We start from the raw sequence: 15,005 nt of genomic DNA, 5'->3' as shown, positions 1-15,005 counted from the left end.
TAATATCTTTTAAAAGGAGTTGGGTGTTATGCTGTACGATTGCGCTATTATTGGCGGAGGGCCCGCCGGATTGAATGCAGCCCTCGTGCTTGGCAGGGCCAGAAGAAGTGTGGCTTTGATTGATAATAATCGGCCCAGAAATGCGGTTACGCATGCGTCGCACGGTTTTATTACGAGAGACGGCGTAACGCCGGCCGAGTTCCGCCGTGTAGCTTATGAGGAAGTGTTGCGTTATCCGTCTGTCCATCATCTGCAAACCGAGGTTGTTTCGATTACAAAAAACGAATCTGGATTTGAGGTACTTGATTCGTCAGGCCATCGCGTTCAAGCGCGGAAATTGATATTGGCGACGGGCGTAAAGGAGATATTCCCCGAGATTGAAGGTTTTTATCCGTTATACGGGAAAAGTTTATTTAATTGCCCTTATTGCGACGGCTGGGAGTTGCGGGATAAACCGCTTGTTCTCGTCTCTGAATCGGCAGCTATATTTCATACAGCCAAACTACTCCTTAACTGGAGTAAGGATTTGATCGTCTGTACGAATGGTCAGGCATCCCTGTCGGACGAGCAAAAAGAACGGCTCTATTCTAAAGGAATCATCGTAATGGAGCAACCTGTTGCGGCGTTCATCGGTCACAATGGAAAGTTGGAGCATGTGCGCTTTACGGATGGCACTCAAGTCCCGAGGGTCGGCGGCTTTGTGTCTCCCCAGTTTGTACAAAGTGCACCGTTTGGAGAACGTTTGGGCTGTGAAAGAACGGAGTCGGGTGGGATCAAGACGGATGAAGCGGGGAGAACCTCCATACCTGGTGTATATGCTGCCGGGGATTCATCGTACTTCATGCCTTCCCAGTTGATTTTTGCCGCGGCCGACGGCAGTCGAACTGCTGCGAGCGTAAATATGGATTTGACAGAGGAAGATTTCAACGAATGACGATAAATTGAAAATGTCCAATATGGAGTCCGAAAATAGAAAAGGCCGCCAACATGGCGGCTTTATTCTAAAATCATAGAGAGAGCAAGCAATAATAAACCAATGATCATAGGTCATTTCAAGGCTACACAAGATCTTCTTTGAATAACCTCCGTATTCACAAGAACCTGAGTATGATGCCCCTGATGATTGTTAAGCCTCTCCATAAGCAAGTTTACAGCAGTTCGGGCCAAAATATCCTTTTTCACATGAATGGTTGTGAGTTCCGGGCTAATCACCTTGGCTTCATGTATATTATCAAATCCCATGACGGAAATTTGCTCAGGCACTCGAATGTTCATTTCTTGAAACGTTTTAATGGCACTGATCGCCATATAATCATTTTCACAAAATAGGGCCGAAGGTAGCTCATTCAGTTCATGAATAGCTGTTTTAAATACGTCCTGTGACATCACAAGCATGGGATGCATATCAAATGTAAGCCCATTTTCTATGGAAAGATTGTGCTCCTCTAAAGCCGCAATAAACCCTTCCTTTCGTTTTGTAAAGTTAAGAATCCTCGTACTGGATTGTACGTATCCTATCTTTCTGTGTCCTGACTGAATTAAATATTGGCCTGCCTGATACCCACCAAGATAGTTGTTAATAGATACGAAACTGGCATCGACGTGTTCAAAGCAAGTATCCAGAATCACAATATTGGAATGAATGGATTGTATGGAATGAATAATCTCAGAAGTTAAATTGGTACCGAGCAGAAGTATGCCTGAAGAAGGCTGATCTTTTTCCAAAGCAGATAATTCTTCTTCGAGGCTATGGCTATCAAAAGACGAAAAAATCAAGGTGTTTCCATGTTCTCTCACCTGATTGGTAATATGATGAATTAACTCATTGAAAAATGGAAGTGAATCATAATGTTCTGTTACGATGTCTGTATTTTTACAGGCCACAAAGCGTATCACATGATGATTTTTAATAACTTCCTTGCTTGTCTTCATGGTGCGTGGTTTATATCCATGCTCTTGGGCTATTTTTAGAATTTGCTCCTTGGTTTCTTCACTCACTCCGGGTTTGTTATTAAAAGCAAGAGAGACAGCAGATTTCGAAACACCTGCAAGCCTTGCAATATCATCAATTTTCAATGTGGAACCCCCTATTGAACTAAACTACATAAATTATATCATTACTCTGCAAGAAAGTTTAGTTTATAAACTAAACTAAACTAAATAACTAAAAATAAAAATTTGTTGACCATTTATGATTTATAGTGTTAATATTCAAGTGTAAAGCGCTTTAATTTAGTTTATTTTGCGAAATAATCATATAAATTTAGTTATTTATTTAGTTTTGTTTAGGTGATTTTGGGAATACAGCAAGAGAGGAACGGTGATTCATTTGAGTTTAAACATGGCTGAAAATCAAAGAAGTTTTACAAAAGAGGAAAAACCGTTTTTTTATTTGGCAGATACGGTTTGGAGTGTATTTACCAACGCTACGATAGAAGAGTGGAGCGATTATCTTGACTATCGGAAGATGCAAGGTTTCAATGTGTTGCAAATCAACATGCTCCGACAATGGGACGCAAGTGAATCGGATCTGAACCTACAGCCGTTTGCATTACTGGAAAATGGGGATTTTGACTACCATACATTAAACGAAGCTTATTTTGACCGGGCAGAAATCATGTTGAAAATGGCTATAGAGCGTGGATTTGTTCCAGCACTGGTTTTGTTGTGGTGTAACTATGTGCCGGATACATGGGCTGAAATGTTCCAAAAGGGTAATAAAATGCCGTTTAAATGCGTTGAACCCTATGTAACATACGTCGTAAACCGTTTTTCTCCATTTGATCCTATTTTTCTGATTAGCGGGGATAGTGATTTTCCGACCGAACGTGCCAATTCCTATTATTTAAAAGCACTGGAAATTGTACAACAATTAAGCCCTGCAAGCTTAACTACGCTGCATATTCAAGGGAGATTGAGAGAAATTCCTCCAGCCTTTGAGAAACACAAGGGTCTTGGATTTTATATGTATCAATCAGGACATAATTCCGAGTTTCAGCATGTGGGTCACGAGATTGCTCAACATTTCTACCATAAGCCAGATATACGGCCTGTCATTAATGGAGAGCCATGTTATGAACAAATTAGTTATAGCCGCAATATGTATGGCAGATACACTGCACTGGATGCCAGAAAAGCGGCATGGCAAAGCCTCCTTGCAGGCGGGGGAGCGGGCATCACCTACGGGGCGCATGGGATTTGGAGCTGGCACAAAAAAGGAAAGAAATTCGGCATTGTAGAAGGGGAAGGATTCGATAGTCCCTATGATTGGAGAACAGCATTGCGATTTGAAGGTGCGTGGGATTATTCCTTTATTAAATATTTATTTGAAATGTATAACCTGATTGGCGTAAAGCCGCTAGATATTGTTTTAAACAAGACAGAGGAAATCAGAGCTGCGGGGAACGAGAATTCCATGATCTTGTATGTCCCATTTAACACGAAGGTACGACTAAGTATCAACGTGCAGGATTACAAGTTTACAACGATTGATTTAGCCGGGAAGCGTTTTGCCCAAACCGACGTGTCCGTCCAAAAGGATCAATCGGTGCTAGACATGCACAGCTTTGAAAGTGATGTTGTCATCATCGGAACAAAATAAAAACAGAGAAGAACGTGGATGGAGTGAAGCAACATGTGGAAAATCGGCGTTATTGGAACGGGATATTGGTCGGAAAAACATATAAAAGCATGGCAGTTTATCTCGGATGCAGAAATCACAGGATTTTGTGATCGAAATAAAGGCTTACTTTTTGAAAAAGCAGCTCAATTCCATATCCCTACTGAATATTGTTATACCAGCCTGGAGGAGATGCTAAGCGAAGCGGATATTGATGTCGTGGACATTATTACACCTCCTGAGACACATCTGGAACTGGTTAGACTGGCGGCCGCAGCCGGAAAACATATTATGTGCCAAAAACCTTTTGCACGTTCTGTGGAGGAAGCCGAGCAGATGGTAAGTATTGCTGAAGCAGCAGGAGTCAGACTAATGGTGACCGAAAATTGGCGTTGGCTTGAACCTTTTCAAATTATAAAAAAATTGCTGGCAGAGAATATCGTTGGGAATATGAATGTTATACGTTATACGCATACCGATTTTTATTCGCCGAGGTTTGCTCCGGAAAAAGAGCTGCCGCAGCCATTTTTCAGAGATATGCCCAAGCTCTTGTTTTATGAAATGGGAGTTCATTGGCTGGATACTTGGCGTTTCTTATTCGGTGAACCTCAGCGTTTGTATGCGGAAACCAAGCGGGTCAGCCCATACACACAGGGAGAAGACACGGGCATTATCATGTTAGGTTATGAACATTATTTTGGTCTTATGGACATGAGCTGGGCGACTCGTAGGGAACTGAATGGGCAGCTTCCAGAGCAGGTCCTTCCCGATCATAAAGAACAGCTGGTGATTGAAGGCGATGAGGCCACCCTAAAACTGTATAACACAGGTAAATTATCTCTCATTAATAATCAGGGAGTCGAAAAAGTATTGGTTGAAAAGACTGAATTAAACTATGAGGAAAGCCATAAAAAGCTACAGGCTCATTTTATAGATTGTCTCAACACAGGAAAAGAATTTCAAACGAGTGGTCACGACAATATCAAGACCCTTCAGCTTGTATTCGACACCTATGACAGCGCAGAAAATCATAAAGTTCATGTGTATTAAGAGGCAACAGGATGTCCATTAACGATATTGTGATGTATGTTATTGCTCTTTTTTTAGTGCTGGGTGCATTGGATCAATGTTTGGGAAATCGCTGGGGGTTGGGACAAGCCTTCAACAATGGGCTCATGACCATGGGTTCTCTTGCTCTGGTCATGATAGGAATTGTTTCCTTGGCTCCTGTGCTCGCCTCATGGTTGATTCCTATTGTTTCACCATTATATGTGGCAATGGGTGCCGATCCGGCATCCTTTGCCAATACGATATTGGCGGTAGATATGGGAGGATACGCGCTTGCGGCAGAAATGGCGCACAGCCAGCAAGCGGGTTTATTTTCCTGGGTTTTTCTAGGGACCATGTTTGGCCCAACGCTCGTATTTACGATTCCGGTTGCCCTCGGCATTTTGGAAAAAAAGGATCATCCATATTTTGCAAAAGGAATCTTAATCGGTACCAGTACAATTCCCGTTGGTTGTTTCATAGGGGGAATAACCGCTGGTTTTGACGTGATAATGATTTTAAAAAATCTGATTATTCCCATGCTTCTTTCAATAATCATTATGCTGGGTTTACGTCTATTTACGGAGCTTACGATCCGATTGTTCAAGTGGTTTGGTAACGGCATTAGGCTTCTATCCCTTGTCGGTTTGGCAGCGATTGGGGTCGAAACCTTAACTGGATTTGTTATTATTCCCAATATGGCTCCGTTGTCTGTCGGTGTGCAAACGGTTGGAACGATTGCTATTGTATTGGCTGGTGCGTTTCCGTTGGTTGCTTGGATTACAAAAATATTTAAAAATCCGCTTCAACGGGCAGGACGTTTGCTAAACATAGATCCATCGGCTACTGCAGGTCTGGTAGCTAGTCTTGCTCATAATATTCCTACGTTCACTTTAGTCAAAGAGATGGAGCCCAGAGGCAAAGTGATCAGTATTGCTTTTGCTGTCAGTGGATCTTTCGTTCTGGGGGGACATCTTGGCTTTGTAGCAGGAATGGACAAGAATATGGTGATTGCCATGATCGTGGGTAAACTTGCAGGCGGGATCAGTGCCGTAATTGTCGCAGTTATAGCACATCCAGCTACTACGAATAGAAAAATAGAAAGCGCATCCAAGAAGGAGTGAACATGATGGATCATAAAAAAACAGCCAAAGAAGTATGGAGTGCCGTGGGCGGAAATGAAAATGTGAACAGTGTCATTCACTGTGTCACTCGATTGAGATTCAAATTGAAGGATAATCAATTACCAGATAAAGAAAAGATCAAGCAGATTGACGGTGTCATTACCGTCGTGGAAAGTGGTGGCCAATTTCAGGTGGTCATTGGGAATGAGGTTCCCAAAGTATACGAAGCTCTTCTGGATACAATGGGAGTAAAGCATGGAGATCAGATGGTTGAAGATGATCAAAAGAATGAAAAAGCGAGCCTATTCAGCCGATTTGTCGATGTAATTTCAGGTGTGTTTATGCCCGTTGTGGGTGTGCTCGCTGCTGTGGGGATTCTAAAAGGACTATTGGCCTTATGCACATCCCTGGGCTGGATGACTGATCAGATGGGCACGTATAAAATTTTATATGCGACAGCAGACGCAATGTTTTATTTCTTTCCGGTTATTCTAGGGTTTTCAGCAGGTAAAAAATTTGGAGGAAACCCGTATCTGTCTGCCGTTTTGGGAGCAGCGATGGTGTACCCGACCATTACTTCCGCCTTTACGGATAAAACGGCGCTGTCCTTTTTGACCATACCTGTCGTTCTGATTAATTATACTTCTTCTGTTATACCTATCATTATTGGAGCGTTCTTGGCAGCAAAGGTCGAAAAAATGATAAGTAAGTTTGCACCTGCCTCCATTAAAATGTTCATGGTGCCTTTTCTGACCTTGCTCATCATATCACCGCTTGTTTTTCTGGTTGTCGGACCGATAGCAACTATAATCAGCGATGGGTTAGCCAAAGGCTCTATGTGGATTTACCAGTTAAGTCCGGCTGTAGCTGGCCTCGTTCTGGCCGGATTCTGGCAGGGCATTATTATCTTCGGTCTGCATTGGGCGTTCATTCCAATTCTCCTGAATAATGTAGTTACGAACGGTTTTGATCCGATTAACGGTATGCTTTTCTGTACGACTTTTGCGCAAACAGGTGCGGCATTTGCCATCGCTTTGAAATCACGGGACCCTAAATTAAAACCTATCGCCACTTCTGCCACAATTGCGGGTTTGATGGGGGTTACTGAACCAGCTATTTACGGGGTTACTTTACCCGCCAAAAAACCATTTATTTTAGCCTCGATCGCTGGAGGTATAGGAGGAGCTGCTGCAGGCTTACTCGGCTCAACGGCATATGGATTTGCTTCAGGCGGCATTTTTGGTATACCTCTATTCATTAATCCAAAAGGCATGGATGCAGGTTTCATCGGCTTTATTATATCTTTGGTTGTAGCTTTTGTAGTCGCATTTATTTTGACCTATCTTTTCGGTTATAAAAATGCAAAACCTGCGTCTGAGATTAAAATTGCAGATGAAAACAAAGAAGAAGAAAAAGCGGTATTCAGTCCTCTACACGGTGAATTGATTCCTTTAACTGCAGTAAAAGATGAAGCTTTTTCCAGCGGTGCGATGGGCCAGGGGGCCGCAATTATTCCGAAAGAAGGAGTAGCCTATGCGCCATTTAACGGAACTGTTGTTACCGTTTTCAAAACCAAGCATGCCATCGGGCTTATTTCTGAGGATGGAGTTGAACTGCTCATTCACATTGGGATTAATACGGTCAGCTTGAAAGGAAAACATTTCACTTCCTTTGTGTCTGAAGGGGATACGATTCAAAAAGGGGACAAGCTGGTTGAATTTGATCCCAAGGCTATAGAGGATGAAGGATATGATATTACCACATCCGTCATTGTAACCAATACAGCCGTGTACACGGATATTTTAGTTGAGGATCCCAAGGATATTCATGCAGGAGACCGCTTACTAAAGATTAGATAGATTCCAATATTCCATAATAAAAAAGCAAGTTAAAGCTGACGATGACCCGTATATAAAAAGGGTTGTCGTCAGCTGTTTTTTAGTTACCTCACACCCAGCGTATTCATCATCTGCCTGAAGGAGCGCACATATTTATCCGGTGCCAACAGACTAACGATTCGTTCCAGCCCTTTCCTGCGGATAGATTCGCGTTGAGGTACGTTGTTCATCAGGTCTAGTCCTTGCAGTATCGCCTGCAAGATGTCCCCCTGCTGATAAAATTTACCGGTTTCGTTGTGGTCAATGAATGCTCGTACTCCGTCTGAATCAGAGCTTAATACCGGGCAACGACAGGCCATCGCCTCAGCAACCGCATAGCCGAAGCCCTCTACCAGCGAGGTCGATAGCAGGTAGCCGCCTGAGTCGCCAATCATGGAGTAGTACAGGGGCATTTGGGCATGAGGTACGCTTTTAAAACGCTCGATAATGGAGGACATGCCAAGCTGAGCAAGCATGTTCTCGAATTGTATTTTATCCTCCGGCTGAGACAAGGTGTCATCATAAAACATCCAGATTCGAAGATCCGCACGGTTTTGCAGCATCCAGTAAGAAATGTCGACAAAATGCCTCCAGTTCTTGTTGGGCTCCAACCGCCCAACCCAGGCAATAATCGGATTGATCGGAGGAGTGTTAGGTACATAATTAAATACGCTGGTATCCAGTACGTTTGGAAATACATAACGATTAAGCCATGGACACATGTCGGTAAATAGCTGCACCAGATGAGTTGTATTGGGCAAGAGCACCGCGTTGGCATGTCTCTGAAGATACGGAACTGCATCCGCGACCACCCAAGCAGCCTCTTCGTGAGAACCAAAGCCCTGCGATTCATAGATTAATACCCCCTGATAGCCCAACATTCGCAGTCTGGGGAGCATAGGATAATCCGATGAGACGATAATTGCATCATAGCGGTTAGTAATTACCAGCATTCGAATTTCTTCTTCAGAGGAAGTCATGAATACAGGAATATCGCCGTTCAGGTTTTGCATCCCTGTACCTTGCTGATAATAGAGAAGATGACATTCAATCCCGTCCTGCATGAGCACTTTACAGCGTTGGCGGTTCAAGGTTTCTACGCCGCCGCTCGGTATATAAAAAGTAAATAGAACTTTGATCTCAATAACCTCCTTTGCCAATCACAAGCTCCTATACCAAGTTATTCAACCTACAGGACGGGGTGTGGGTTTCTATGGAAGCCTAGATTGAATTAGCGCATAATTATGGCTAAGGCGAGAATCGTCCGGGGAGCGCTCTGTTGCTTCTCTCGCAAATTCACAAGCTTTGTGTAAAAGGCCTAACTCGTAGCAAGCGAGGGCACCAAGATCATACAGTGTGGCGTCCCAGCAAAAATCTTCTTGCATGTACGTATCGGGTCGTGTTGAAATACGCAACGCTTCTTCAACCATATGATAGACGGCGGACCAGTTCCGTGTATGATAGGCCAGCTGAGCCATTTCCGTGTAAGGTTCACGTAAATACGGCGCTTCCGCAATAGCCCGGTATAACCAACGTGTTGCCTCCTGCCATTGTTCACTTGCTTTATAGGCTCTAGAAATAAAGCGCATCGAAGCGCTGCGTTCATCTGCCCAGCGTGCCTGCGGCATGGCAAGATGTTGTTGCAGTGTAGTAATGCACTCATCCCAGCGGCCATGATACATATATTCTCGCCCCAAGTAATGCATGTTGCGGTCATCCTCGGGAAACTCGCGCACAGACTGCTCCAGCAGCGGAAGGTATTGGCTGCGGGATTTGTGCGGATCGGGATCATGATACAAGCGGAGCTGATCGGATCGAATGCTGCGTTCTTCACCCTCCCCGATATATTCAAGCACCTCGTGAACCGGGCGTACCCAGCGGTAACCGTGACGAGTGTGTATTTTTTCTTTCCAGAACCATGTATAAACGGTATCTTGCCCAGGCTGTCCATGCGTAAAGGCATATAGCATCCGGGTAGTTCCTTCCTTCCAGTTCCGTTCCAGCCGCGACCGCCAACCTTCCTCCCAGACTTCGTCCAGATCCGTACAGACACAAATATCTATATCGTCAGGGACCAGCCGTAGGGACTCATTGCGAGCCTTGTCAAAACGCCAAGGAGTTACCTCGATACGATGCACCTCTGCACCCGCTTCGCGTAGCAGGGAAACAGTATCGTCTGTAGAGCCGGTGTCCGCTACAATGACAACATCGGCTTCACGCATGGTGTGCATCCAGCGTTTGGCGAATCGGGCTTCATTTTTGCTAATGGCATAGACAGCTATCTTGTACCGATTCGATTGTTGCATTCCGCTTGCTCCTCCTTTGACTTACTTAAAGATTGAGGGGTGAGTATGGGAGACATCTCTATTGGGGAGGATTCAGGATTGAGCTGAAAAATTGCCGATTATGCAGGACATGCGGGTCGTTGGGAACGTACATTGCAGCTTGTTCGTTGTGCCAATTCGCACGTGTGTAATCCTTCATCCGAAAATGGCAAATGCATAGCTGGATATGAGGAAACCACGTTTGGTACGCGTCCTGTACCGGGCCCATCGTGTCGGGAGGATTCAGAGTGGTAGCCATGTCGTACCAATAAATAGCTTTGGAGATCTCATTTTTATGCAAAAAATAATGACCTATCCGACAGCATAGATCTGCCCTGGGCGTATCGAAGGTCAAACTATGGAGAGCCGCGGTAATACTTTGCTCCAGCTTGCCAAGTTGTTGCAGACAGTCGGCCATTTTGCTACATGCACTAATCGCATCCTCTACCCAGCACTGTCCGGTATCTAGAAAATTCTGGTAAGCCTGCACGGCCTGCTCATATCTTTCATTATCTCTTAACTCGTTAGCGTAATAGTAGAGGTCACGAGGAGAGAAGGCATGACCTTGGGCGAGCAACTTCTCATAAATTCGCAGATTTCTTCCTGGAGAGACCGTATGTGTTCTGGTATGAGTTATGGCGATATCGGCATGTTGAATATTCCCGTCTACGGCGAGGTACTCATGCACGGCTCCGTGCCAACGGAATCCGGCTGACCTTCTGATCAAGCGGTTTCGGCGAAAATGTAGGGTGACATTGCCATGATCATCAAAGCCATAATGATAATTCATAGACACGGAATCGACGGTTGGTACGGCTAAGGAATCAAGGGTTTGCTTCAGCTCAAGCAGCTTGACGGCATCCTGCTCCTTCAAAATATCATCGGCATCAAGCCAGAGAATGTACTCCTGCGTAGCTTGCTCAAACGAGTAGTTACGTGCAAGGGCAAAATGATCTACCCATTCAAATGGAAAAATTCGATCCGTAAAGTTGCGACATATGTCAATGGTCCGATCCTGTGAACCTGTGTCCACGATGTTGATTTCATCCACAATAGGATGGACCGATTCCAGGCAACGGCCAATCGTATTTTGGTCATTTTTGACGATCATGCACAGGCTGATACTGATCAATTGAGCATCACTCCTTTGGGAACCATCTAAGGGTTCAGGTCAAACATAAAGTTGGATTTAAAAGAGGTCTGATTTATAGAAGCCCTGCCACAATCGCGGCAGGGCAAGGATAACAAAGCTTTTAACATGCTGTGCGGCTTTGTCGATAAGGTATGGTACATCGCTTAAACATGATGTGGTAGAAAAGGAGGTTAGAGTCCGGTAGGCCCCGTAGGTCCAGTCGGCCCCGTAGGTCCGGTAGGTCCAATCGGTCCTTGTGGACCAGTGTCTCCTGTTGGCCCAATCGGGCCAGTAAATCCAAACGGTCCGGTAGGTCCAGTCGGCCCTGTAGGTCCCGTGTCGCCCGTAGGTCCGACAGGTCCAGTAGCGCCTGTGTCGCCGATAGGCCCGATAGGCCCGATAGGTCCAGCAGGTCCTGTATCACCCGTGGCACCCGTAGGCCCGACAGGTCCGGTAGCACCTGTGTCCCCCGTGGCACCCGTAGGCCCGACAGGTCCGGTAAATCCAAGGCCGAATGGTCCAGTAGGTCCAGTCGGCCCTGTAGGCCCGGTATCACCCGTAGGCCCGATAGGTCCGGTAACGCCTGTGTCCCCCGTGGCACCCGTAGGTCCGACAGGTCCGGTAACACCTGTGTCGCCCGTGGCACCCGTAGGCCCGACAGGCCCGGTAGCGCCTATGTCACCTGTGGCACCCGTAGGTCCGACAGGTCCAGTAACACCTGTGTCGCCCGTGGCACCCGTAGGCCCGACAGGCCCGGTAGCGCCTATGTCACCTGTGGCACCCGTAGGTCCGACAGGTCCAGTAGCACCTGTGTCGCCCGTGGCACCCGTAGGCCCGACAGGTCCAGTAACACCTGTGTCGCCCGTGGCACCCGTAGGTCCGACAGGTCCGGTAGCGCCTATGTCACCTGTGGCACCCGTAGGTCCGACAGGTCCGGTAACGCCAGTGTCGCCCGTAGCGCCTGTGGCACCCGCAGGCCCCGTAGCACCTGTAGCGCCACTAGCGCCTGTAGCACCAGTTGGGCCGGCAGGTCCGGCTGGACCCACAGCTCCAGCTGCACTTGCTTTAACAAGAGCAATGGAATCAATAGCTACATCAGCGGTGTTAGCCATGGCATTTTTACTAATAATCAAAAAGGCATAGGCTGCGTTGGCTGGTACAGGAGCTGTTACTTCGTATAGGCTTTGCCATGTCCCATTCACAGCGTCTGGCAATGTACCTGCACTCAAATAGGTAGTCAGCCCCGTGCCAAGGAAGCCAAAGGTTGCGTCATAGTAATACAGAAAAATGTTAACTTGAGGACTGGACAGACTTCCTATTTTTGCAGCTGAAAGGCTTAACGTATAACTTTCGCCTGGTGCAGCAAAAACGACCTGGGAAAGAGATGCATCTACTGCGCCTCCTGCCAGGATCGCACTATAAAAGTTTGTCTTTTTTACAGATAAGTTAGTGACAGTCACATTGACAGAGCTCCAAAAAAGGGTTGATCCGATCTCGAAGTCGCCGTTAGAAACTAGATTGGTAAACAATACACTCATCGCTTTTATACACTCCCTTCACACGTTGTAATGATAGTAGATGCGAATCCATACCTTAGCGAACCGTACAAGTTTCTGAGGGTATATGTGTAATTTTGTGTTCACATTTCAGACACATTATTTTAAGCTTCTATTTAAGTGACGTTAAGCTGGAGTTATATGTGGGGGATTATTATTAGAATTTAAAAGTGTAGCATAAGGTGCGGGAAGACCGCTCCGCGAAGGCTTTGGGCTTCCGATCGCTGTTGCCGTGGGATTTTTCTGTGATTAAATAAGACATGTAAAGGTAAAAATCCGAAGGCAAAGGCGAACGCTGACGCTTCTCCAGCTCCAAATCCTCCGCTCCGCTACCCGCTACTGATGCAACATTTTAGGTGGAGGGAAGTAGGAGGAGGCCGCTTCGCGAAGGCTTTGGTCTTCCGAACTTATCGCTATGGAATTCTTTTGATATGTGTGTGTAGTTCGAAATGATCTGTCAATACGATAAGGGAAAGGGTGGGACATGTGCTCAAAGTGCAGCAGGTGAGCAAGTGGTATGAGGGCAACCGGGGTGTACATAAGCTGGATTTTGAAATGCAGCGCGGTGAAATTGTTGGTTTCCTCGGGCCGAATGGTGCGGGTAAAACGACGACGATGCGCATGATTACAGGGTATCTTCAACCCAACGAGGGAGTGATTACGATTGATGGTATCCCGATTCAGGATAAGGGTAGACAGGCCCGTTCCAAAATCGGTTATCTGCCGGAGACTCCCCCTTTGTATGAGGATATGTCCGTAAGATCCTATTTGAAGTTTGTAGCTAGTATTCGGGACGTGCCTGCGAGAGAGCAGAAGCTGCGTATTTCGGAGATGATTTCCAGGCTAGGACTGAATGGGCGGGAAAAACAATTAGTCCGCAGTTTGTCCAAAGGGTATAAACAGCGCTTGGGACTGGCAGGTGCGATTATTCATAACCCGGATTTACTGGTGTTGGATGAACCGACCTCGGGTTTGGACCCCAATCAGATTTTGGAGATTCGTCAGCTCATTCAGGAGATTGGCGAAAATCATACGGTATTGCTTAGCACGCATATATTGCCTGAGGTGGATGCGTTATGCAATCGTGTTCTCATCATCCATGAAGGGAAACTGGTCATGGATGGGCGCCCTGACGCGCTCGGCGGTTCGATGGAAGATGGATTCAAGGTGAAGGTAGAGGTCAGAGGGAAGCGTGAGCAGGTGTTGGATGTCCTTCGTACTTGGGGAAAAGTAGAGGTTGAATCTATGACGACCACGCTGCCTCCAGCGAACACGAAGCTGACCGCCGCAGAGCCAGATATGACCGGATTGCTACTCACAGGAGCCTCCGGTGAGGATTTTCGCGAAGAACTATTTTATGTGCTGTCTGATGCGAAGCTTCCGATTTTGGAGATGAAAAAAGAAAGTCTTAGCTTGGAAAATATCTTCCAGCAGTTAACGACCCGCGAGACGGAAGAAGGTCAGGTCAGCGATCCAGCAGTACAAGACCTACATTCCTCGGAGAATGCAGCCCCTACGGCTATCACGGTGGAGCATGGAGATGCTGCGTCCGGCGACGATAAGGCTGAAGAAGATAAGGATACAGGAGGTAATCGGTCATGAGGCGTTTGTTCGCGGTCTGTCAAAAAGAGCTGCAAGCCTATCTGTGGACCCCAACGACCTATTTTGCGCTTGCAGTGTACATGCTGCTGACGGGGTTACTTTTTTATACAAATTTTGTTATGTATCAGCCTAGCATTCTGGACTATCGGCTGGTACTCGGTGACACCTTGTCCATGCTGGTGTTCGTCGTCCCATTACTCACGATGAGGCTGGTTGCGGAGGAATTCAGGCAAGGTACGGATGAACTGCTGCTTACCTCCCCTGTGAGTGTGACGGAAATGATCGTGGGTAAATTTTTGGCGTCGCTGGGCATGTTGCTCATATTAGTGCTGTGCAGTCTAGCGTATCCGGTCGTGATGTCCTTTTATGGGTCGCTGGATTGGACACTGGTATTTACATCTGTGATCGGTCTATTTATGCTTGGCGCAGCCATGATGGCGATCGCCTTATTCGCTTCGACGCTTTCACAGCATCAGATGATGTCAGCGGTCGTCGGTTTTATTATTTTACTTATGTTCTGGATGCTGGATTCGTTTGGTGGACAGACGGGTGCATCTGCGGCGGTGCAGCAATGGCTGGAACCTTTTTCACTAACCGCACGGTTTGACAGTTTCACCAAAGGATTGCTGAATGGAGCCGATGTGATGTACTACGTGACGGTGGCGGTGCTCTTTTTGCTATTCAGCATCCAGGTGGTTGAACGGAAACGGTGGAGGTAATGAAT

At 46.3% G+C, this 15,005-nt stretch carries 12 protein-coding genes; 7 read left to right on the top strand and 5 right to left on the bottom strand.

The window, feature by feature from the left end:
- The first annotated feature begins 28 nt into the window (after positions 1-28).
- On the top strand, positions 29-934 hold the full coding sequence (locus MHI21_RS20165) for an NAD(P)/FAD-dependent oxidoreductase (protein WP_342418797.1): 906 nt from the start codon (positions 29-31) through the stop codon (positions 932-934).
- A 113-nt stretch (positions 935-1,047) separates the two neighbouring features.
- Here the strand turns inward: MHI21_RS20165 and MHI21_RS20160 are convergent, their stop codons facing one another.
- Positions 1,048-2,076 carry a LacI family DNA-binding transcriptional regulator gene (locus MHI21_RS20160; RefSeq protein WP_165179137.1) on the bottom strand — a complete coding sequence of 343 codons (1,029 nt, stop codon included), beginning with the start codon at positions 2,074-2,076 and terminating at the stop codon, positions 1,048-1,050.
- 244 nt (positions 2,077-2,320) lie between these two features.
- On the opposite strand from MHI21_RS20160, the gene MHI21_RS20155 reads away from it, so the two are divergent.
- From MHI21_RS20155 to MHI21_RS20140, 4 genes are read left to right on the top strand one after another with little or no spacing between them, the layout of a single operon-like run.
- The gene (locus tag MHI21_RS20155) at positions 2,321-3,601 is read left to right on the top strand and encodes a DUF4038 domain-containing protein (RefSeq protein ID WP_165179138.1); all 1,281 of its coding nucleotides are present in this window, start codon (positions 2,321-2,323) and stop codon (positions 3,599-3,601) included.
- 33 nt (positions 3,602-3,634) lie between these two features.
- Entirely contained in the window at positions 3,635-4,669 is a 1,035-nt protein-coding gene (locus tag MHI21_RS20150) for a Gfo/Idh/MocA family oxidoreductase (RefSeq protein ID WP_165179139.1), read from the top strand.
- A gap of 11 nt (positions 4,670-4,680) precedes the next feature.
- On the top strand, positions 4,681-5,790 hold the full coding sequence (gene eutH, locus MHI21_RS20145) for an ethanolamine utilization protein EutH (protein WP_342418796.1): 1,110 nt from the start codon (positions 4,681-4,683) through the stop codon (positions 5,788-5,790).
- A 5-nt stretch (positions 5,791-5,795) separates the two neighbouring features.
- Complete coding sequence (locus MHI21_RS20140; protein WP_165179244.1) at positions 5,796-7,649, top strand: beta-glucoside-specific PTS transporter subunit IIABC; 1,854 nt, start codon at positions 5,796-5,798, stop codon at positions 7,647-7,649.
- 83 nt (positions 7,650-7,732) lie between these two features.
- Here MHI21_RS20140 and MHI21_RS20135 read toward each other — a convergent pair whose 3' ends face one another.
- The 4 genes from MHI21_RS20135 to MHI21_RS20120 all read right to left on the bottom strand — a co-directional run bounded on the left by MHI21_RS20135 (position 7,733) and on the right by MHI21_RS20120 (position 12,661).
- Complete coding sequence (locus tag MHI21_RS20135; RefSeq protein WP_342418795.1) at positions 7,733-8,827, bottom strand: glycosyltransferase family 4 protein; 1,095 nt, start codon at positions 8,825-8,827, stop codon at positions 7,733-7,735.
- A gap of 51 nt (positions 8,828-8,878) precedes the next feature.
- Positions 8,879-9,973 (bottom strand): glycosyltransferase, encoded by a 1,095-nt coding sequence (locus tag MHI21_RS20130; protein WP_342418794.1) that lies wholly within the window; start codon positions 9,971-9,973, stop codon positions 8,879-8,881.
- Between the two features lie 58 nt (positions 9,974-10,031).
- On the bottom strand, positions 10,032-11,123 hold the full coding sequence (locus MHI21_RS20125) for a glycosyltransferase (protein ID WP_165179143.1): 1,092 nt from the start codon (positions 11,121-11,123) through the stop codon (positions 10,032-10,034).
- 191 nt (positions 11,124-11,314) lie between these two features.
- Positions 11,315-12,661 carry an NTTRR-F1 domain gene (locus MHI21_RS20120; RefSeq protein ID WP_342418793.1) on the bottom strand — a complete coding sequence of 449 codons (1,347 nt, stop codon included), beginning with the start codon at positions 12,659-12,661 and terminating at the stop codon, positions 11,315-11,317.
- A gap of 504 nt (positions 12,662-13,165) precedes the next feature.
- Here MHI21_RS20120 and MHI21_RS20115 point away from each other — a divergent pair.
- Positions 13,166-14,281, top strand: a complete 1,116-nt coding sequence (locus MHI21_RS20115; protein WP_223821948.1) for an ATP-binding cassette domain-containing protein — start codon at positions 13,166-13,168, stop codon at positions 14,279-14,281.
- Positions 14,278-15,000 (top strand): ABC transporter permease, encoded by a 723-nt coding sequence (locus tag MHI21_RS20110; RefSeq protein ID WP_341163226.1) that lies wholly within the window; start codon positions 14,278-14,280, stop codon positions 14,998-15,000. Before MHI21_RS20115 ends, MHI21_RS20110 begins: the two co-directional genes overlap by 4 nt.
- Positions 15,001-15,005: the final 5 nt, after the last annotated feature.

Origin of the sequence: Paenibacillus sp. FSL H8-0168 (genome assembly GCF_038592955.1) — a bacterium.
Classification (GTDB): domain Bacteria; phylum Bacillota; class Bacilli; order Paenibacillales; family Paenibacillaceae; genus Paenibacillus; species Paenibacillus polymyxa_B.
The sequence above is the reverse complement of the archived record's forward strand: the minus strand, read 5'-3'. Positions and strand labels throughout refer to the sequence as shown.